Source organism: Leucobacter luti (assembly GCF_019464495.1).
In the GTDB taxonomy this organism is placed as follows: domain Bacteria; phylum Actinomycetota; class Actinomycetes; order Actinomycetales; family Microbacteriaceae; genus Leucobacter; species Leucobacter luti_A.
In genome coordinates this window covers 810817-830282 of record NZ_CP080492.1, presented here as the reverse complement: position 1 = coordinate 830282, position 19466 = coordinate 810817, and the positions used below count along the sequence as shown (strand labels likewise).

Below are 19466 nucleotides of genomic sequence, written 5' to 3'. Positions count from 1 at the left end.
AGGACGAGCAGCCCAGAGCACGCATGTGCTGGGCAAAGCCCCAGCGGCCCCAAGCGAGAGGATCAACGATGACCGAGCAGACGAGCGCGGAGTACACGACCATTCTGGCGGAGGCGCGCGGACGCGTGGGCTGGATCACGCTGGATCGGCCCGAGGCGCTGAACGCACTGAACTCGGTGCTCGTCACCGAGCTTATTGACGCGGCGATGATTTTTGATGCGTCGCCCGAGATCGGCTGCATCGTGATCACCGGCTCCGAGCGCGCATTCGCAGCTGGCGCGGACATCAAAGAGATGGCGGATCAGGGCTACGCCGAGATGCTCGTCGGTGGCCCGTTCCCCGGCTGGGGTGGCTTCGAACGGATGCGCACTCCGGTGATCGCAGCCGTGGCAGGCTTCGCGCTCGGCGGTGGCTGCGAACTCGCGATGATGTGCGACTTCATTCTCGCAGCGGACACCGCGAAGTTTGGCCAGCCCGAGATCAATCTCGGCGTGCTGCCGGGCTTCGGCGGCTCGCAGCGGCTGCCGCGCGCGATCGGCAAAGCGAAGGCCGCTGAGATGGTGCTCACCGGCCGCACGATGCGCGCGGACGAGGCGGAGCGCTCAGGCCTCGTCGCGCGGGTGATCCCCGCGGACGAGTTCCTCGCAGACGTCGAGCACACCGCCGCGACGATCGCCTCAAAATCGCTGCCGGCACTGTACGCCGCGAAGGACGCACTGCAGGCCGCGCAGGAGATGCCGCTCTCTGAAGGGCTGCGCTTCGAGCGCCTCGCCTTCGCAGCCGCGTTCGCGACGGACGACCAGAAAGAGGGCATGCGCGCGTTTACCGAGAAGCGGGAACCGAACTTCACTCACCGATAGGTGATCCCGGCCCACCTGTCCACCCCGGTCACCCGGCGCGCGCTGAGGTGCCAGAATAGAGGGGTTCGCATGCGGAAGGAGCGTCGATGACGTACAGCGTGGCGGTTGCAGGAGCATCTGGGTACGCCGGAGGTGAGCTACTGCGGCTGCTTGCAGGCCACCCTGAGTTCGAGGTGCGCACAGTGACCGGGCACTCGAGCGCTGGGCAGCCACTGATTGCCACGCAGCCGCATCTGCGCTCACTCGCACACCTCACGCTCCGCGAAACGACGCCAGAGGTGCTCGATGGCCACGACATCGTATTCTTTGCCCTGCCGCACGGTGCTTCCGGCGCTCTCACCGCGCAGCTGACGAATGTGCGGCTCGCAGTCGATTGTGGCGCGGATCACCGTCTCACGAACGCAGCAGACTGGGCGAAGTTTTACGGCGGCGAACATCACGAGGCCTGGAGCTATGGGGTGCCAGAGCTGCTTACCAGCACCACCGGATCTCGGCAACGTCAGGCACTCATCGGCGCAACGCGGATCGCGGCGCCGGGCTGCAACGCATCCACAGTCGCGCTGTCGCTCGCCCCAGGCATCGCTGCCGGCGTGATCGCAGCGGACGATATCGTTTCCGTGCTCGCAGTCGGCCCCTCGGGCGCTGGCAAGGCAGCGAAGACTCACCTGCTCGGGGCCGAGCTCATGGGCACCGCGAATCCCTACGCCGTCGGAGGCACGCACCGCCATATCCCCGAGATCCAGCAGGCTCTTCGCGGAGCTGGAGCCCGCGGTGATGTCACGCTGAGCTTCACCCCGGTGCTCGTGCCCATGAGCCGCGGGATCCTCGCCACATCGACTGCGAAGCTCGCGCCCGGTGTCACTGCCGCTGAGGTCCGCGCTGCCTGGGTGAATGCGTATGCCGAGGAGCCCTTCGTGCACGTGCTGCCCGAGGGGAGTACCCGCGCACAGCCGACACCCTCGGCGCGAATACCTGCCTGATGGGCGTCGTGGTCGATGAGGCAGCCGGCCGCGTTGTCGTGGTCGCAGCGCTCGACAATCTGGCGAAGGGCACGGCAGGCGCTGCGATCCAATCGGCCAACATCGCCCTTGGCCTGCCCGAGCGCACCGGCCTGAGCGTCGACGGTGTCGCACCGTAACCACGCTCCAGTCTCACCCCCGCTCGCACCCACTGCCCTACTCACCCACGAGGAGACACCGTGACCGTCACTACTCCCGCAGGATTCCGCTCTGCGGGGATCGCCGTTGGCCTCAAGAGCACCGGCAAACCAGACCTGGCGCTCGTCGTCAATGACGGCCCTGTGCCAGCCAGCGCCGCGGTGTTCACGAGCAATCGCGCCCAGGCGAACCCGATCCTCTGGAGCCGAAAGGTGGCCCAAGAAGGACCGGCGCGCGCGATCATCCTGAACTCGGGCGGTGCGAACTGCTTCACCGGAGACTTCGGATACGAAACCACCCGCCTCACCGCCGACGCTGTGGCTGCTGCGCTCACAGCGTCCGGCACGGCGACAGAATCCGAAGAGATTCTCGTGTGCTCGACCGGGCTGATCGGCACGGGTGATCAGGCGTTCCGCGACAAGATCGTCGGCGGCGTGCCCGAGCTGTTTAACCGCCTGAGCGCGACGGACACGACTGCTCCAGCCGCGATCCTCACGACTGACTCCGTCGAGAAAACCGCGACGCACACGGGGGCTGGCTGGACGATCGGCGCAATGGCAAAGGGCGCTGGCATGCTCGCGCCGGGTCTCGCCACGATGCTCGTCGTGATCACCACGGACGCGCAGCTCGACAGTGACGCGCTGGACCGTGCGCTGCGCTGCGCGACCGGCGCAAGCTTTGACCGGCTCGACTCCGACGGTTGCATGTCGACCAACGACCAGGTCACGCTGCTCGCCAGCGGGGCGTCAGGAGTCACCCCGGACGAGGCGGAATTCGCCGCCGCGCTCGCTGCTGTGTGCGACAGTCTCGCCGCGCAGCTGCAGGCCGATGCCGAGGGCGCGAGCCACGACATCGACATTGAAGTGCGCGGCGCCGCAAGTGTGGCAGACGCGATCGAGGTGGGGCGCTCAGTAGCCCGCAACAACCTTTTCAAAGCAGCGATTTTCGGCAATGACCCGAACTGGGGCCGCGTGCTCGCTGCGATCGGCACCACCGACGCCGCGTTCGATCCGTACCAGGTCGATGTTTCGTTCAACGGGATCCGGCTCTGCCACGCGGGGGCACCAGATCGGTCGATTGGTGAGTGCGACCTGACGCCGCGGCGCACACACGTCGAAATCGAGCTCTTCGCGGGGGAACACGCGGCAACGATCCGCACCAACGATCTCACGCACGACTACGTGCACGAGAACAGCGCGTACTCGAGCTAGGGGCCCACCACTATGACCACGACGACCGAGATCCTCGACCACGCGCGAGCATCCGAGAAGGCGCAGGTGCTCATCGAGTCGCTGCCCTGGCTGAAGAAGTTCCGCGACTCGATCATGGTGATCAAGTTCGGCGGGAACGCAATGGTCGATGACGCGCTGCTGCGCGCCTTCGCTGAAGATGTCGTGTACCTGCGGCACACCGGGATCCGCCCGGTGATCGTGCACGGCGGTGGCCCGCAGATCAACGCGATGCTGGCGCGCCTGGGAATCGAAAGCGAGTTTCAGGGTGGCTACCGCGTCACCACGCCAGAGACGATGGACGTCGTTCGCATGGTGCTCACCGGCAAAGTGAACCCCGAGCTCGTAGACGAGATCAACGCACACGGACCCCTCGCGGCAGGCACCACCGGTGAGGACGCCGGGCTGTTCGTCGGCCGCCGGCGCCCGCCGATCGAGGTCGATGGTGAACTCGTCGACCTCGGGCTTGTGGGCGACGTGGTCGACGTGCGCGTCGAGCCCGTCCTCGCGCTGTTGGAGGCTGGGCTGATCCCCGTTGTCTCCTCGATTGCGCCAGATGTGGACCGGCCGGGAGACTCACTGAACGTGAATGCTGATGCTGCGGCCGGCGCGCTCGCTGCAGCGCTCGGGGCGGAGAAACTCGTGATCCTCACCGATGTCCCAGGACTCTACGCTGACTGGCCGAACCGCGACTCGCTGGTGTCATCGATTACGGCTGAGGAGCTGAGCGCTCTGCTGCCGACGCTGGAGTCGGGAATGATCCCGAAGATGCGAGCGTGTCTGGAAGCTGTGCGTGGTGGCGTTTCAAAAGCAGCCATCATTGACGGGCGCGAGCCGCACTCTGTGCTGCTCGAAATCTTCACTGAGCGGGGGATCGGAACCGAAGTCGTGCCGTGATCCGCGCCGAACTCCGAGCGTTGCGCGGCGGGGACCGGTGGTGGCTCCTTGCCGGGGTCGTCGTGGGCGGCGCACTTGGCTCGCTCGGTGCGCTCGGCGTCTCCGGTGTCGGAAGCGCGGGAACCCCGCTCGCCCGAACGCTCGCGCTGATCGGGTTCGCGAGCTACGGCGGCTGGAGTGCGTGGCTCACGCTGTCTGACCTGCGCACCCAGCGGCTTCCCAATCCCACCGTATGGTGGGCCAGCTGCAGCGTGATCGGTGTGTTCGCGTCCGCGCTGCTCGTGGGCGGTGCGGGGGACACACTCAGGAGAGCACTCGCGGTGGCGGCTGTCGCCGCGGTGTGTGCCGCGGCGACCTGGTTCGTCTGGCCGGGGCTGTTCGGGGCCGGCGACGTGAAGCTGGTGCCGCTCACCGTATTCGTGGCCGCACTGCCCGATTCGTCCTTCGCAATCCTCATATTCATCGCCGGAGTCGTGTGCGCCTCGGCGATCTTTGCCGTGGTGACACTCGTGCGTCGCCGCGCAGTGTTTGCGTTCGGGCCGGTGCTGCTGCTCGCGAGCTGGTGTGCGGTCGGCGTCGGGCCCGCGGTGATCCACACGCGCTGGTGAGTCCCGGGCAGGGGAGCACACGCCGCCGCGGTAGACTGAAATCTGTTCCACATGCCGAGTGAAAGGTGGGGGTCGTGACCTATGTGATCGCGCTGCCGTGCGTCGACGTCAAGGACCGCGCGTGCGTGGACGAGTGCCCCGTCGACTGCATCTACGAGGGCGAACGCTCGCTCTATATCCACCCTGACGAATGCGTAGACTGCGGAGCCTGCGAACCTGTGTGCCCGGTCGAGGCCATTTACTATGAAGACGACCTGCCGAGCGAGTGGTCTGACTACTACAAGGCGAACGTTGAGTTCTTCGACGAGATCGGGTCTCCCGGCGGGGCGGCGAAAGTTGGCGTGTACAGCTTTGATCACCCGGTCATCGCAGCGCTCCCGCCGCAGGGAGACTAACCGCGATGCGTGGAGCCCTTCCTGACTACCCGTGGGACGCGATGGCGCCCTACGCGGCGGAAGCGGCGAGGCACCCGGACGGAGCGGTCAATCTTTCCGTCGGTTCGCCCGTTGATCCGAGCCCGGCTGGAGTGCGGGAAGCACTTGCCGCGGCGACCGATGCGCACGCGTATCCTGCCACTGCTGGTACCCCGCACTTGCGCGAGGCGATTTCAGAGTGGTTCCTCCGCCGTCGCGGCGTGCGCGTTGCTCCTGCAGCCGTATTGCCGACCGTGGGCTCGAAAGAACTCGTTGCCCTGCTGCCGTTCCTGCTCGGAATTGGAGCGGGGGAGGCCGTGGTGTTCCCGCGGATCGCATACCCGAGCTATGCGATGGGGGCGGCCCTTGTCGGCGCAGAGGCTCTCGCGTCGGATGATCCAGCCGAGTGGCCCGCGCACACTCGCCTCGTGTGGGTGAACTCGCCGTCCAATCCGGATGGTCGCGTGCGCGACGCTGAGTGGCTTCGTGCCGCGGTGACGCGCGCGCGTGAGCTCGGCGCGGTGATTGCTGGCGACGAATGCTATGCGGAGTTTGGCTGGGACGCGCCGTGGGACACGACCCAGATCCCGTCAATCCTTGATCCCGCTGTTGTGGGAGACGACCACACGGACGTGTTGAGTGTGTACTCGCTCAGCAAACAGTCGAACCTCGCCGGATATCGCGCGGCTTTCCTAGCTGGGGATCCCGAGCTGGTCGAGCGGCTGCTGACGGTGCGCAAGCACGCAGGGCTCATGTTGCCGGCGCCGGTGCAGGCCGCGATGATCGCGGCGCTTCGAGATGAAACGCACGTCGCCGCGCAGCGTGATCGGTATCGTGCGCGGCGGGCGGTGCTTCGTCCGGCACTCGAAGCAGCTGGATTCCGGATCGAAGGCAGTGAGGCTGGGCTCTATCTGTGGGCCACTCGCGGAGTCGACGCCTGGGAAAGCGTTGCATCGTTTGCCCAGCTCGGTATCGTGGTCGGCCCGGGCCATTTCTATGGGGACCACTCGCCGCAGCACGTGCGGCTTGCACTCACCGCGAGCGATGCAGATATTGCGGCGGCTGCCCGCCGCATCGCTGGGAGCACGGAGGCGGGCTAAGCCGATGTGGGTGAAGAAACCCTCGATAGCGCACGAGCGAACTCTCGGGGGCGGGACGCCCGAATCGACTTTTTGCTCGGCGTCAAGATATATTCTGAGGTGAGTGTGCGCGATGCAGCGCATCAGGCCTGGGCTCCGTGCGGAGCCGATAAGGTGTAAGAATGACGGCGTCGTACCCGACGCTTCGTCAGTATTGAGACCCCACGAGGAGACGACGTGACCGAATCGACTCAGGGCCAGGGCGCAGCCACGGCAAAACTGACGTTCCCCGGTGGCTCTGCAGAGTTCCCGATCCGCGAGGCCGTCGACGGCCACCCCGCGATCGATGTCAGCACGTTCACCAAGCAGAGTGGTCATACGGCGCTCGACTATGGCTTCGTGAACACGGCGTCGACGAAATCGGCGATCACCTACATCGATGGTGACGAAGGGATCCTGCGCTATCGCGGGTATCCCATCGAGGAACTGGCACAGCAGTCGACCTTCCTCGAGGTCGCATACCTCCTGGTCTATGGCGAGCTGCCAAGCGCCGACGAGCTGGGCGCATTCGACGAGGAGATTCGACGTCACACGCTGCTCCACGAGGACATGCGCTACTACTTCGAGGGAGTGCCGCACACAGCGCACCCCATGGCAGTGCTCTCCGGCGGCCTGCAGACGATGTCGACGTACTATGAGAGCTCACTCGACACGACGGATCCCGAGTTCGTTGAGGTCAACACGATTCGCCTACTCGCAAAGCTTCCCGTGCTGGCCGCGTATGCGCATAAGAAGTCGGTGGGTCAGGCGTTCCTGTACCCGGACAATAACCTGAACTTCGTTGAGAACTTCCTGCGGCTCAACTTTGGCAACAAGGCCGAAAAGTATGAGATGAATCCGGTGCTCGTCGATGCACTCGACAAGCTCCTGATTCTGCACGCGGATCACGAACAGAACGCATCGACCTCGACCGTGCGGCTTGTAGGTTCGACGGGAGCAAACATGTTCTCGTCGATTTCGGCCGGCATCAATGCACTCTCCGGCCCGCTGCACGGCGGTGCCAATGAGGCCGTGCTTGAGATGCTCGCGCAGATCCGCGACTCCGGGCAGAGCGTCGAGACGTTTGTCGAGAAAGTGAAGCGCAAAGAAGACGGGGTGAAGCTCATGGGCTTCGGCCACCGCGTCTACAAAAACTACGATCCGCGTGCCCGCATCGTCAAGGACAGTGCCGCTAAGGTGCTCGCGGAACTCGGCGTCAACGATCCGCTGCTTGGCCTCGCACAAGAGCTGGAGCAGATTGCGCTTGAAGATGACTACTTCAAGGAGCGGAAGCTCTACCCGAACGTCGACTTCTACACCGGCGTGATTTACAAAGCGATGGGTTTTCCCACGCGTATGTTCACGGTGCTGTTCGCGATCGGTCGACTCCCGGGGTGGATTGCGCAGTGGCGCGAAGCGCGCGAAGATCCGCAAACCAAGATCGGTCGCCCGCAGCAGCTGTACATTGGTTCGCCGGAGCGGCACCTGAACCGCTAGCCCCGGCTCCTGGGGTGGGCGCGAATCGGCCGCTAGGCTGAGAGGTATGGACACTGCAACGCTCCCGCCCGCCCTCGAACTGCGCGGCCTCGCCAAGCGGTTCGGGGAGAAGATCGCCGTCAACGGCATCTCGCTGACGATCCCCACAGGATCCTGTTACGGTCTCGTCGGCCCGAACGGGGCTGGCAAGACCACAACGCTGTCGATGGCGACCGGCTTGCTCAGGCCAGAGTTTGGTCAAGCCTTGATCGCTGGCGTAGACGTGTGGCAGCGGCCGACCGAGGCGAAGCAGCTCGTCGGTGTCCTCGCTGACGGTGTCAAACTGTTCGACCGACTCACCGGCGAACAGTTGATCACCTACAACGGACTGCTTGCAGGCCTCGATGCCGACACCGTGGCGCGTCGCGCAGCGGATCTGCTCGGAATGCTCGATCTGCAGCACGCGGGTACCACGCTCGTCGTGGACTACTCGGCGGGGATGACCAAGAAGATTGCGCTCGCGTGCGCGCTCGTCCACGCACCCCGGCTGCTGGTGCTTGATGAGCCCTTCGAATCTGTTGACCCGATCTCGGCGGCAAACATCCGTGACATTCTGCAGGGTTTCGTTCGAGGTGGGGGCACAGTCATCGTGTCGAGCCACTCAATGGACCTCGTGCAGCGCATGTGCGACCACGTCGCAGTGATTGCCGCGGGCCGCTTGCTCGTCGCGGGCACTGTTGACGAAGTGCGCGGGGCATCGACGCTCGAGGATCGATTCGTCGAGCTCGTTGGTGGGCGACACCACCAGGAGGGCCCGTCGTGGCTGAATCACTCCTGAGCCAGGACGTCGCGCCCGTCACACGGAGCGGGCCCCTCGCCCGCATCAGAGTGATGGTGCGGCTGCGATTCCGAGTGATGTGGAACACGCTCACGCGTCACCCGTGGCAGCTCGTTGGTGCCATTATCGGAGTGCTCTATGGCCTGGGGATCCTCACCATGGTGCTGATTGGGCTCGTGGCACTGTCCGTGGCAGATCCTGCGCCCGCGCGCATTGCGCTGATTCTGGCCGGGTCAGCGTTGGTCCTCGGCTGGATGATCGGGCCGATCCTGTTCTCGGGCATGGACCGCACACTCGATCCCGCGCGCCTCGTGATGTTCCCGATGCGGCCAGACACTCAGCTCGCCGGGATTGCCGTCTCCGGTCTGCTCGGAGTGCCGGGAATCGTCACCATTTTCGCGGCCGCGGCGACTGCCGTGACCTGGTTCCGCTCTCCGCTGGCGGTCGTCGCGGCGCTGCTGCTTGCCCCTGTCGCGGCCGTGACATGTGTGCTTGCCAGCCAGCTGCTCGTCACCGCGATGTCGCGCTTGGCAGGCAGCCGCAGATTCCGTGAGGTCATTGGCGCGGTCGTGCTGTTGCTGCTGGTGCTGATCGGCCCACTGATGGCCGGGATCGGAGCGGGAATCAGCGGGATCATGAACCTGCTTCCCGGGATCGCTGAGGGGCTGTCATGGACTCCGCTTGGCGCGGTCTGGGCGGTGCCTGCTGAAATTGCGGCCGGCCACGGGCTACTGGCGCTGGCGAAGCTCGCGATTGCCCTCGCTACGGTGCCCGCCCTGTTTGCCGCGTGGCGCCCGCTGTATTTGGCGAACATCGGAACCGTGTCGTCCGGGACTCGAGCGACGGCGCGTGCCGGCACCGGCTGGTTTGCGCGGTTCCCGGCGAGCCCGCGCGGAGCCATTGCTGCGCGAGCAATGACGTACTGGCTGCGCGATCCGCGGTATCTGCAGAACATCTTGATCGTGATTGTCATGCCGGTGGTGCTCGGCTTCGCTTCACGGGGGGCTGAGCTGCCAATCATGTTCACCGCCTCGACGGTGCTCGTTGCGGCGCTGCTGCCGCTCGCTATATTCACCGATCTTTCGTATGACGGAACCGCGTTCAGCACCCACGTGCTGCGCGGTGTGCGCGGCATCGATGACCGGCTCGGGCGACTCTGGGCGAACGCCATCATTACTGTGCCTGCGGTGCTCATCATCGCGGTGGTAACCAGCGTGATTGTGGGCCGCGTTGATCAGCTCCCCACACTGCTCGGGGTGTCCGGTGCCGTGATGCTCAGTGGATTCGGGATTGCGAGTGTGAGCTCGGCGATCTTCGTGATGCCGGTGCCGCAGTCGGGGGAGAACCCGTTCGCGTCAAAGCCGGGTGCTGGAGTCTTGAGCCTGGTGGGCACCGCGGGCTCCTTTGGCTCGTTGTTTGTGCTGACGCTCCCGACGACGGGGCTCGCGATTGCCGCTGGGATCACGAACCAGCCGCTGTGGGTGTGGCTGACCTTCGCCGTCGGACTGCTCACCGGCGGGCTGTTCTGCTGGCTGGGGGTGCGCCTCGGGGCGCGAATCTTCGATCGCAAGGCGCCCGACCTGTTGGAGCGGCTCAGCGCGCAGGGATAGGAGCAGCCGGGAGAAGTGACGCGCAGCGAGGATTCCTCGCTGCGTCACCTCCCGGCCATCTCCGCGCAGGATTCCGGCTACCCGTGACTGGTGCGATGAACTCGCACACATTTTCGCGAAGGAGCCCCAGTTGCCTCGAACACCCCGCCCGCTCGCCATGTTCGCCGCCTGCGCGATCGGTGCAAGCTGCCTGGCCCTCGGGCCTCTCACCCCCGCCACCGCTGCACCTCCCGAGCCCGCCACACCCGCGGCCCAGGGGCCCGCCGTCCCCGCAGGCGGGGTCCGAATCAACGAGGTGGAGTCGAACGGGGGAGTGCCGGGCGACTGGATCGAGCTGTTCAATGCGAGCGCCGCCCCGGCTGATCTCTCCGGTGTTGTCGTGAAAGACGGCGATGACTCACACGCCTTTGTGCTCCCTGCCGGAACCATGCTCGCGCCAGGGGGCTTCCTGGTGCTCGACGAGCGCGACAAGACCGGTGTCGGCGATTTCGATTTCGGTCTGGGCAAAGATGACCACGTGCGCCTCTTTGATTCAGCCGGTGTACTGCTCGATTCTGTGAGCTGGGGCCCGCACGCCGCGACCACGCTCGGACGCACGGGCGCGGGGGAGTGGCGCGAGACGAGCCAGGACTCGAAGGGAACAGCGAACGTGTTCGCGGCCGATCCCGAAGTGCCAGGAACGCCAGGCGCCGCGTCCTCGCTCCGCCTGAGCGAAGTGGATTCGCAGCCAGCCGACTGGGTGGAGCTCGTCAACACTGGCACTGAACCACTTGACATCGCCGGATTCGAACTGCGCGACAATTCCGACGATCACAGCTGGCGCTTTCCCGCCGGCTCCACGATCGCCGGAGGTGCGTACCTCGTGGTCGACGAAAACTCGGTGGGTCAGATAGGCGGGGGAACCGGGCTCTTCTCTGAGGCCATCGGGATCGGCAGTGCGGATCAGATCAGACTTTTCGACCAGACGGGCGGGCAGCTTGACGACAGCGGCGCGTGGACCGCGCACGCCGCGCTCGACGGCGATGCCGCGAAGGCGACGCTCGCGCGCTGCGCTGTGAGTGGCGGCCCGTTCGTGCTTGCGCACCCTACGCCTGGGGCCGCGAACCTGTGCGTCACCGACAGCGGTGAGGGTGGCACGGAGCAGCCTCCCCTCGTGACACGTGTGTGGCCGGGTTCTCCCTCGACCACCGCGATCGACACGACGCCCATGTTCCTTGAGGACAGCTCGGGCCTCGACACGCAGGTGACTTCGGACGGCGTTGTGCTGTGGGCCGTCGACAACGGCGAGGGGAGGTTCTGGAAGCTCAACGTTGCCGCTGACGGCACCGCGAAGATCGCCGATGGCTGGGCGGACGGAAAGCGGGCCCGCTTCCAGAAGGACGCGGCGAACCCGCGCGCTGCAGGACCGGATACTGAGGGCATCACCGCTGCGAACGACGGCTTCCTCTACCTCGCCTCCGAGCGCGACAACAGCGCGAAAGGTGTGAACTTCAACGCAGTGCTCCAGATCGACCCCGAGGCCGCCGGCCCTGATGTCGTCGCCACCGTCGAGTGGGATCTCACCGGCCTGCTGCCTCAGGTCAGCGCAAACCTGGGGATCGAGGCCGTCGAATGGGTCTCGGACGCTGATCTCGCGAACAAGCTCGTCGATGCGAACACGGGCGCAGGTTATGATCCAGAGATCTACCCGCTCCACGGCGATGGTCTGTTCTTCGTTGCGGTCGAGGACGGCGGCCAAGTGTTCGCCTTCGCGCTGAACTCAGACGGCACCGCACAGCGCGTGGCAGAGGTGCGGCCTGGTCTCCCCGGCGTCATGTCGCTTGACTACGACACCGTGCTCGGCGGGCTGTGGGCCGCCTGTGACGATGGCTGTGATGGCGCATCTGCCTTCATCACGTTGAACGGCACTGAGGTGCCGGCAGTGGCGCACTACGCGCGTCCGGCGAGCCTCCCCAACACGAACAACGAGGGGTTTGCCACGGCCCCCGCCGCGCTTGTCACAGCGGATCTCGCCGATGCTGCCGGTGCCGCCGCGGCTGTGAGCAGTCCAAGCGTCGCTGCCGCAGCCGCAGACGGGGCTGGTGCGGTGGCCGCCGGATCCCGGCCAGTCTGGTGGTTCACCGACGGCGTGCAGTCCGCCGCGTTGCACGCGGGTTCGCTCGACGTTTCCGCGGTGGATCCAGGTGAAGAAACGCCGGGCGGCGAGAACCCTGAGACTCCTGGCGGAGAGAACCCCGAACTCCCTGGCACGCCCAGCACGCCCAGCACCCCGGGGACGCCACCCGGGCAGGTATCCCAGCACCCGGGAGGCCCCTCAAGCGCGAGCCCCACAGCCGCCACGCTCGCAGAGACCGGTGGGATCTCCGCCACGCTCGGGCTGCTCGGGGCCGCGGCAGTCGCACTTCTGGGTGGAGCCGTGCTGGTGTTCGGGCGCCGCGGCGCACACACTCAGACGACCCCGCTGCCGGTGCTCGGGGAGTAACGCCTCAGACTACGCGTGCAGCGCGGCGTTGAGGACGATGCCCGAACCCTCTCGGGGCAGCGCCTCAACGCCGCCGGTGCGCGAGTTGCGACGGAACAGCAGCTTGGCCACGCCGGAGAGCTCGATTGCTTTGACCTCGACGGGAGCCCCAGCGGAATCGGCGGTGCCGTGCGGCAGGTTCACCTTGGTGCCCGCTGTGACATAGAGACCGGCCTCCACCACACTGTCGTCTCCGAGTGAGATCCCGATCCCGGAATTCGCTCCGAGCAGTGCGCGTTCACCAATTGTGATCCGCTGCGTTCCGCCGCCGGAGAGTGTGCCCATGATCGAGGCGCCGCCGCCGATATCGGATCCGTCGCCGACGACGACGCCCTGTGAGATTCGTCCCTCGACCATCGAAGCGCCGAGTGTGCCAGCGTTGAAATTGATGAAGCCCTCGTGCATGACCGTCGTGCCGGGAGCGAGGTGCGCTCCGAGTCGGACGCGCGACGCGTCAGCAATCCGCACGCCAGTGGGCACGAGGTAGTCGGTGAGACGTGGGAACTTGTCGACTCCCACCGCTGTGATGCCAGCGCGCTTGAGTTGCGGCAGGCGAGCGGCATATTCCTGTGGCTGCATCGGCCCCGCGGTGGTCCAGGCGTTGTTCGGGAGCAACGCGAAGATGCCATCGAGATTCAGCGAGTTCGGCAGTGCGAGGCAGTGCGAAAGAAGCTGGAGTCGCAAATACGCGTCCTCGGTACTTGCGGGCGCTGCATCGAGATCGATCTCAACGTTCACGAAGCTCAGCTCAACTCCGCGTGCCTGATCAGCCCCCGTGAGCCCAGCAAGCTCGGCAGGCGCGATCCACGGCTCACGAGCCTCGGGGCGACGTCCGAGCGCGGGAGCAGGGAACCAAGCGTCAAGGGTCGTGCCGTCGTCGGCGATTGTCGCAATTCCAGCGGCCCAGGCGTAGCGTGCTTCAGTCATAGGGTCAATCGTAGCGGCGACCTGGAACACCGATTGTCGTCAGCACCACGTAGGCTTGTCAGGTGAGCACTCAGGAGAGCCAGGCACCCAGCGAAGCGTCCACCCCGATCCTTGATCCGACAGCCGGTCCAGTCGCGCTGACACGCCAGTTGTGCAACATCCCTTCGGTGTCAGGGGACGAGTGCGCGATTGCCGACGCCGTTGAGGCAATGCTGCGCAGCCACGCGCCGCACTTGGTCATCAGCCGCGATGGTGACACCGTGATTGCCCGCACTGAGCTCGGGCGAGAGCGCCGTGTCGCGATCGCAGGCCATCTCGATACTGTGCCGATCAATGACAACCTGCCGGTGCGTGACGAAGTTGATCCTGTCACAGGCGAAGCGATTATCTGGGGTCGCGGTACCGTTGATATGAAAGCCGGTGTCGCTGTCCAACTCGCGCTCGCCGTCGAACTCGTGGCGCCAGCGGTCGATCTCACATGGATCTGGTACGACCACGAGGAGGTTGCCTCAGACCTGAGTGGACTCGGCCGCGCTATGCGGAACCACCCTGAGCTGTTCGGAGCGGACTTCGCGATTCTGGGAGAGCCGTCAAACGGCACGATCGAGGGCGGCTGCAACGGCACCTTGCGTGCACGCGTTGAATTGCACGGCACCCGCGCCCATTCAGCGCGCAGCTGGATGGGAGTGAATGCGATTCACCGAGCCAGTGTGATCCTGAGCCGGCTGGCCGCATATGAAGCCGAGCGGGTGACGGTCGACGGACTTGAATACCGGGAGGGGATGAACGCGGTGCGGATCGACGGGGGCGTCGCTGGAAACGTGATTCCGGACCGCTGCAGCATCGAGGTAAACTACCGCTTTGCTCCGAGCCGCAGCGCAGACGAGGCTGTCGAGTTCGTGCGAACCTTCTTCGCAGATGCCGACTCGGTCGAGATCGTCGACCTTTCTCCAGGCGCCCGTCCCGGCCTCGACGCGCCGCTCGCACAGCGGTTCGTGGCAGCGGTGGGGGCAGAGCCGACTGCGAAGCTCGGGTGGACCGATGTGTCGCGGTTCTCGGCACTGGGAATACCCGCCGTGAACTTCGGACCTGGCAACGCTCTGCTCGCTCACGCCGACGACGAGCGAGTGCCCGTTGCGCAGATCGAGTCGAGTTTTGCGGCACTTCACGCGTGGCTATCGGCGAGCCAAGAGCCCCCCGTGAAGTAACGACTTGTCTTACGAATTCGGTTTGTCCACTGCCGCCCGGTAAAATGGGAACGAACCACCAACTATGCGAGGAGGCGTCATGGCTGCAATGAAACCGAGGACTGGGGATGGACCCATGGAGGCGGTGCGTGAAAGCAGGCTGATCGTCGTGCGGGTACCGCTCGAGGGCGGCGGACGTCTCGTCGTGTCGGTCAATGACCAGGAAGCGGCGGAACTGCGAGACGTGCTCGCTGGCGTGCTGGATAGCAAGAAGTAACTTGTCCGGCGGACACGCCCCGGAACACCTCAGCACCCCGGATCTCTTGTGAGAGAGCCGGGGTGCTGCTGTCTGTGCAGGCGTGTGCGCTGAGGCGAGTGCGCACTCGCGCAACGTGTGCCCGCGTGTGGGGCGCGCCCGCGTGTGAGATGGGTCTGCGTGTGGGGGTCTGGCCACCCAGGCTCACTGGGCGAGGTCGCGAAGCGAAGACCTCGCCGAACTGCGGCGGTGACAGGCATCTGAGCGGCGCCCAAGTTGTGTGGACAACTGAACAGCGAGTGACCCGGTGAGGAAAGGTGCGTGACCCGGCAGCGTGTTCCTGCGCCGGCCGCGAGCAGCTCGGAGACTGAGAGCGGGCGCAGCTCAACTGGGCGGTGCCCGTTCGCTACTTCTCAAGACATCTTGGAGTGACTCACTGTGAGAACACACGCATTCGCAGCGTCGATTGGCGCAATCGCCCTGGGGGTGGTGGGAGTGTGCGCAGGCATCGCTCCCGCTGCTCACGCGCTGCCGGACCGAGCCGCCACACCGAAGACCCTCGTGATCGGCGTCGACGGTGCGGCGTTTGACGCGATGACCGGCGCCAGCATGCCGAACGTTCAGGCGCTGCAAGCGGGTGGGTTGACCGCTGCAAGCAATATGCCCGCGAATCCGATGGCACCCACCGTGTCAGGGCCGGGCTGGTCGAGTATCGCGACAGGGGTGTGGCCAGACAAGCATCGGGTCGTTGACAACAACTTTAGTGCCCCTAACTACGCGCAGTACCCCGACTATCTCAGCCGGATCGAGGCGGCAGCGCCGGATCGAAGCACCGCAACCATTGGCACCTGGGGACCGATCTCCACGACCATCTTTGGTTCCGCGGTCGACCTGCGTGCGCAGGGCTCAGGCGACGTCGACACGACGAGCCGCGCCGTGGCGCAGCTGCAGTTGCCAGAGACCGACGATCTGTTCGTGCACCTCGACGAAGTCGATGGCGCTGGGCACAGCTCAGGTTCGAGCTCACAGGCATATCGCGACGCCCTCACCGTGGCAGACGCGCAGATCGGCCAGATGGTCGCGGCCGTGGAAGCGCGGCCGAACTACGCCGCCGAGGACTGGTTGATCCTCGTCACCTCCGACCATGGTCACACGCCGGGTGGGGGTCACGGCGGCTCCACGAAGCTTGAACGCAAGACCTATGTCATCGCACAGGGATCCGAGTTCGCTCCCGGAACGGTGCGGCACGACGTGCGGATCTCGGACATCGCGCCAACGGTGCTCGCACACGACGGCCTCGCAATCGATCCGGCCTGGGACCTTGACGGAACCGCGGTGAACGCGCTGCATGCCGATGACTTCGACACGCTTCGGCCGCAACTCCGAACCGCGCAGCAGGAGTCTGGCCCCGGCCAGCTACTGGGCTGGACTGACCAGGCGCCCTCCGGCTGGTCAGTGGATAACTCACGCATGCCCTCTGGCGGTGCCCCGGAGTTCCACGGCTGGACATTCATGACCGATGACTTCTTCTCGAACGTCGAGCTCGGCCAGCACCGTGAGAACAATGTGCGCTCGCGTGATGTGTTTGCAGTTGCCGATTCAGACGAGTGGGCAGACGTCAGCCCGCGCGGTGGAAACACCTTCGACTCGACGCTCGTGAGCCCGGCCTACGAGCTGAACGGGGCAGACACCGCCCAGGTATCGTTCGTGTCTGATTACGCCGTTGACGGCCCACAGGGGGCGAGTGTGTGGGCGACGTTCGATGCCGCGTCCGGGATTCCGCGTCAGAAACTCGTTGACTACCAATCTGATGGAACCCGCGAAAACCCGGTCAACGCCGTCGAGCACATGACGATCGACCTCCCACGCGATGCCGCAGGCGCGCTTCCGCAGACGATGAGTCTGCAGTTCTCCTACTCCGGGAACAACAGTGCGTTCTGGGTGATCGATCAGGTGCGCTTCAGCCAGCCGGAGGCGCCGGTTGCCCCGGCTGAGTTCTCGATCTCCGAGAGCACCGTCGCGGCTGGCGGAACCGTGACGATTGCCGGTTCCGGGTTTGGTGCAGGAGAGACGATCGTTGCGGAGCTCCGCTCAACACCGCAGGAGCTGGGGCACGCGACGGCGGACGACACAGGTGCGCTGTCCCACGAGCTGATCATCCCTGAGGCAACCCCGGCAGGCGAGCACACCCTCGTCGTGATTCGCGCAGACGGTTCCGAAATCGCGCAGCCGCTCACGGTCACGACGGCTCCTGGCCCGGGGACTGATCCGGGCACTGACCCCGGAACGGACCCCGGAACGGACCCAGGTACGGACCCGGGCACGGATCCCGGGACGGACCCCGGCACTGATCCCGGAACGGAGCCAGGTGCGGACCCAGGAACCGATCCCAGCACTCCTCCTGGCGCGGAGAATCCAGCTCCCGAAACTCCTGGCACGGGACAGCCAGCAGGATCTGTCGCACGCGGCGGCGCACAACTCGCAGTGACCGGCGCTGCGGGGGCACCCGTAGTGCTCGTCGGTGCTGCCGCGATCGTCGTGCTTGCTGGGGCTGGAATGCTGCTGGCTCGGCGTCGCCGCTCGTCCTAGTACCCGCTCGATCTGGCGCAGCCCGGCTCACGAGCGAGGCTGTCCATTCCGGCGCGGAGTGAAGTGTGCACGAGCGAGCGGCTTCCAGTCGGCCAGGAAGCCGCTCGCCCGTCCGCGCGCAGCCGGAGCCTCCCATGGGCCCGCCCCAGCGCTACACTGACGGCATGCCAGCGATCCTCTGCTCCGCCGTGCTCGCGGCCCTCGCAGTGTTTCAGATTGCGCTCGCGTGTGGTGCGCCGCTCGGCGCGTATGCGTGGGGCGGTCAGCACGCAGGAGTCCTCCCAGTCCGTCTCCGGATCGGCTCCGCTGTCAGCGTGGTGCTCTACGCGATTCTGGCAGGGATCATGCTGTCACGAGCCGGAATCGTCACGCTGCTGCCCGACGCGGTTGCGCGGCCAGCGGCCTGGATCGTGTTCGGCTACTTCGTGCTCGGCGCGATCATGAACCTCATCTCGCGTTCGCCGAAGGAGCGGGCCGTGATGACGCCGCTCTCCGTCGTACTCGCGGTGCTCGCTCTGCTTGTGGCGCGTTAGCCAGGCCCCTCCCGCCCGCTCACCCCGGACAGCGGCAACTCAGCCTTCGTTAGCCGTCGAGGCGTACCAGCGTGAGCAGACCGTCGCCGGCAGGCGACAGCATCGGGGCGATCGCGGGTGACTCCGAGACGAGCGTCAAGAGATCCCGCACCGCCTGGGTCTCAGCGTCGCGTGCAGCGGGATCGGGTACTCGGCCGTGCGCAAAGGCTCCTGGCACGACGATGCAGCCGCCCTGGCGCACAATGCCGAGCGCATACTCGAAGTGTTCAAGCAGCTGCGCGGGGTCCGCATCGAGCAGCACGAGATCGTACGATGCGAGGTTGAGCCGCGGCATGACGTGGCGCGCGTCGCCTTCGATCGCGCGCAGCCGCGACGCAGGGATCCCGCCCTCGGCAAACATCGTGCGTGCCTCGCGCAGGTGCTCCGGTTCGATCTCGATTGACGTGAGCGTGGCCTCGGGGGCATGCCGGAGCAGAGAGAGCCCACTCACGCCGACCCCGGTGCCCACTTCGCACACGGCCTGTGCGCGCGTGAGCACTGCAAGGCCCGAGAGCTGCGCCCCGATCGACCGGCTGACCGGCTCGATCCCGAGCTCGAGCGAGAGTCGCCTGGCGCGCACGAGCGCCTCGGTCTCGCCCGGGTACTGTTCGGCGTACTGCCAATTGCGTTCGAGCTTGCTCAAGATTCCCTCCGAAATGATCCGCAACGAACCGTCAATCCCGGATTCCCGGAGCTGCCCGGTCGAGCGCTCTCCCTAGCGTAGAGCCAGAGTGCCGCGAGCCCTATGCTGCCACGCGTGGTTGCCTCGGATTCCACACATCGAACTTCCGCCATTCGGGGCTGGTCGAGCGCTACGATAGCTCCAATGGGCCTCAACTTTGAAAAGATACTGGTGATCCTCGTGATCGCCCTCTTTTTGCTGGGTCCGGAACGACTTCCGGAATACGCACGCAAGTTCGGTGAACTCGTGCGCAATCTCAAGCGGATGGCGGACGGGGCCAAGGATCGGCTCAAAGACGAAATGGGTCCGGAATTCGACGAGGTGGACTGGCGCCAGTTGGATCCGCGCCAGTACGACCCGCGCAGAATCATTCGTGACGCTCTCGTCGAGGACGAGCGTGAAGCGCACGCCGCAGCACGAAGAGCCCGAGTTTCAGAGGCGGCCGAACGCCGCGCGGCAGCAGCGGCGGCGGTTCCACCCGCTGGCGGTGTCTATTTCGACGAGGAAGCGACGTGATCGCGGGGGC

At 65.8% G+C, this 19466-nt stretch carries 17 protein-coding genes and 1 pseudogene; 16 read left to right on the top strand and 2 right to left on the bottom strand.

What is annotated here, in order from left to right:
- Window positions 1–68: 68 nt before the first annotated feature.
- The 11 genes and pseudogenes from K1X41_RS03725 (at window position 69) to K1X41_RS03675 (ending at window position 12688) form a co-directional block, all read left to right on the top strand.
- On the top strand, window positions 69–860 hold the full coding sequence (locus K1X41_RS03725; protein ID WP_220175347.1) for an enoyl-CoA hydratase-related protein: 792 nt from the start codon (window positions 69–71) through the stop codon (window positions 858–860).
- Between the two features lie 86 nt (window positions 861–946).
- Window positions 947–1998, top strand: a pseudogene (gene argC, locus K1X41_RS03720) (N-acetyl-gamma-glutamyl-phosphate reductase).
- Between the two features lie 60 nt (window positions 1999–2058).
- A complete protein-coding gene (gene argJ, locus K1X41_RS03715) occupies window positions 2059–3228 on the top strand; it encodes a bifunctional glutamate N-acetyltransferase/amino-acid acetyltransferase ArgJ (RefSeq protein WP_220175346.1) in 1170 nt (389 codons plus the stop codon).
- Between the two features lie 12 nt (window positions 3229–3240).
- Window positions 3241–4143 (top strand): acetylglutamate kinase, encoded by a 903-nt coding sequence (gene argB, locus K1X41_RS03710; protein ID WP_132204937.1) that lies wholly within the window; start codon window positions 3241–3243, stop codon window positions 4141–4143.
- A complete protein-coding gene (locus K1X41_RS03705) occupies window positions 4140–4751 on the top strand; it encodes a prepilin peptidase (RefSeq protein WP_220175345.1) in 612 nt (203 codons plus the stop codon). Before argB ends, K1X41_RS03705 begins: the two co-directional genes overlap by 4 nt.
- A gap of 74 nt (window positions 4752–4825) precedes the next feature.
- Window positions 4826–5146 (top strand): ferredoxin, encoded by a 321-nt coding sequence (gene fdxA, locus K1X41_RS03700; RefSeq protein WP_132204941.1) that lies wholly within the window; start codon window positions 4826–4828, stop codon window positions 5144–5146.
- 5 nt (window positions 5147–5151) lie between these two features.
- On the top strand, window positions 5152–6264 hold the full coding sequence (dapC, locus tag K1X41_RS03695; RefSeq protein ID WP_133616178.1) for a succinyldiaminopimelate transaminase: 1113 nt from the start codon (window positions 5152–5154) through the stop codon (window positions 6262–6264).
- A 216-nt stretch (window positions 6265–6480) separates the two neighbouring features.
- On the top strand, window positions 6481–7779 hold the full coding sequence (locus K1X41_RS03690; RefSeq protein ID WP_132204945.1) for a citrate synthase: 1299 nt from the start codon (window positions 6481–6483) through the stop codon (window positions 7777–7779).
- A gap of 46 nt (window positions 7780–7825) precedes the next feature.
- Entirely contained in the window at window positions 7826–8596 is a 771-nt protein-coding gene (locus K1X41_RS03685; protein ID WP_132204947.1) for an ABC transporter ATP-binding protein, read from the top strand.
- On the top strand, window positions 8578–10206 hold the full coding sequence (locus K1X41_RS03680; RefSeq protein ID WP_220175344.1) for a transporter: 1629 nt from the start codon (window positions 8578–8580) through the stop codon (window positions 10204–10206). Before K1X41_RS03685 ends, K1X41_RS03680 begins: the two co-directional genes overlap by 19 nt.
- 130 nt (window positions 10207–10336) lie before the next feature.
- Window positions 10337–12688: a lamin tail domain-containing protein gene (locus tag K1X41_RS03675; protein WP_220175343.1), complete on the top strand. Its 2352-nt coding sequence runs from the start codon at window positions 10337–10339 to the stop codon at window positions 12686–12688.
- Window positions 12689–12697: 9 nt separating this feature from the next.
- Here the strand turns inward: K1X41_RS03675 and dapD are convergent, their stop codons facing one another.
- A complete protein-coding gene (gene dapD / locus K1X41_RS03670; RefSeq protein ID WP_220175342.1) occupies window positions 12698–13654 on the bottom strand; it encodes a 2,3,4,5-tetrahydropyridine-2,6-dicarboxylate N-succinyltransferase in 957 nt (318 codons plus the stop codon).
- 62 nt (window positions 13655–13716) lie between these two features.
- On the opposite strand from dapD, the gene dapE reads away from it, so the two are divergent.
- The 4 genes from dapE to K1X41_RS03650 all read left to right on the top strand — a co-directional run bounded on the left by dapE (window position 13717) and on the right by K1X41_RS03650 (window position 18219).
- Window positions 13717–14862: a succinyl-diaminopimelate desuccinylase gene (gene dapE / locus K1X41_RS03665; RefSeq protein WP_396426498.1), complete on the top strand. Its 1146-nt coding sequence runs from the start codon at window positions 13717–13719 to the stop codon at window positions 14860–14862.
- 79 nt (window positions 14863–14941) lie between these two features.
- Complete coding sequence (locus K1X41_RS03660; protein WP_132204955.1) at window positions 14942–15118, top strand: DUF3117 domain-containing protein; 177 nt, start codon at window positions 14942–14944, stop codon at window positions 15116–15118.
- Window positions 15119–15535: 417 nt separating this feature from the next.
- On the top strand, window positions 15536–17686 hold the full coding sequence (locus K1X41_RS03655) for an alkaline phosphatase family protein (RefSeq protein ID WP_133616182.1): 2151 nt from the start codon (window positions 15536–15538) through the stop codon (window positions 17684–17686).
- Between the two features lie 164 nt (window positions 17687–17850).
- A complete protein-coding gene (locus K1X41_RS03650; protein ID WP_220175341.1) occupies window positions 17851–18219 on the top strand; it encodes a hypothetical protein in 369 nt (122 codons plus the stop codon).
- A gap of 49 nt (window positions 18220–18268) precedes the next feature.
- Here K1X41_RS03650 and K1X41_RS03645 read toward each other — a convergent pair whose 3' ends face one another.
- Entirely contained in the window at window positions 18269–18901 is a 633-nt protein-coding gene (locus K1X41_RS03645; RefSeq protein ID WP_132204957.1) for an O-methyltransferase, read from the bottom strand.
- Window positions 18902–19084: 183 nt separating this feature from the next.
- Here K1X41_RS03645 and K1X41_RS03640 point away from each other — a divergent pair, with 183 nt between their 5' ends.
- The gene (locus K1X41_RS03640; protein WP_132204959.1) at window positions 19085–19456 is read left to right on the top strand and encodes a twin-arginine translocase TatA/TatE family subunit; all 372 of its coding nucleotides are present in this window, start codon (window positions 19085–19087) and stop codon (window positions 19454–19456) included.
- Window positions 19457–19466 lie beyond the last annotated feature (10 nt).

Coding starts and splice junctions, on each gene's coding strand:
- K1X41_RS03660 (WP_132204955.1), top strand. CDS start 14,942: ATGGCTGCAATGAAACCGAGGACTGGGGATGGACCCATGGAGGCGGTG.
- argB (WP_132204937.1), top strand. CDS start 3,241: ATGACCACGACGACCGAGATCCTCGACCACGCGCGAGCATCCGAGAAG.
- dapD (WP_220175342.1), bottom strand. CDS start 13,654: ATGACTGAAGCACGCTACGCCTGGGCCGCTGGAATTGCGACAATCGCC.
- K1X41_RS03650 (WP_220175341.1), top strand. CDS start 17,851: ATGCCAGCGATCCTCTGCTCCGCCGTGCTCGCGGCCCTCGCAGTGTTT.
- K1X41_RS03640 (WP_132204959.1), top strand. CDS start 19,085: ATGGGCCTCAACTTTGAAAAGATACTGGTGATCCTCGTGATCGCCCTC.
- K1X41_RS03685 (WP_132204947.1), top strand. CDS start 7,826: ATGGACACTGCAACGCTCCCGCCCGCCCTCGAACTGCGCGGCCTCGCC.
- dapC (WP_133616178.1), top strand. CDS start 5,152: ATGCGTGGAGCCCTTCCTGACTACCCGTGGGACGCGATGGCGCCCTAC.
- K1X41_RS03725 (WP_220175347.1), top strand. CDS start 69: ATGACCGAGCAGACGAGCGCGGAGTACACGACCATTCTGGCGGAGGCG.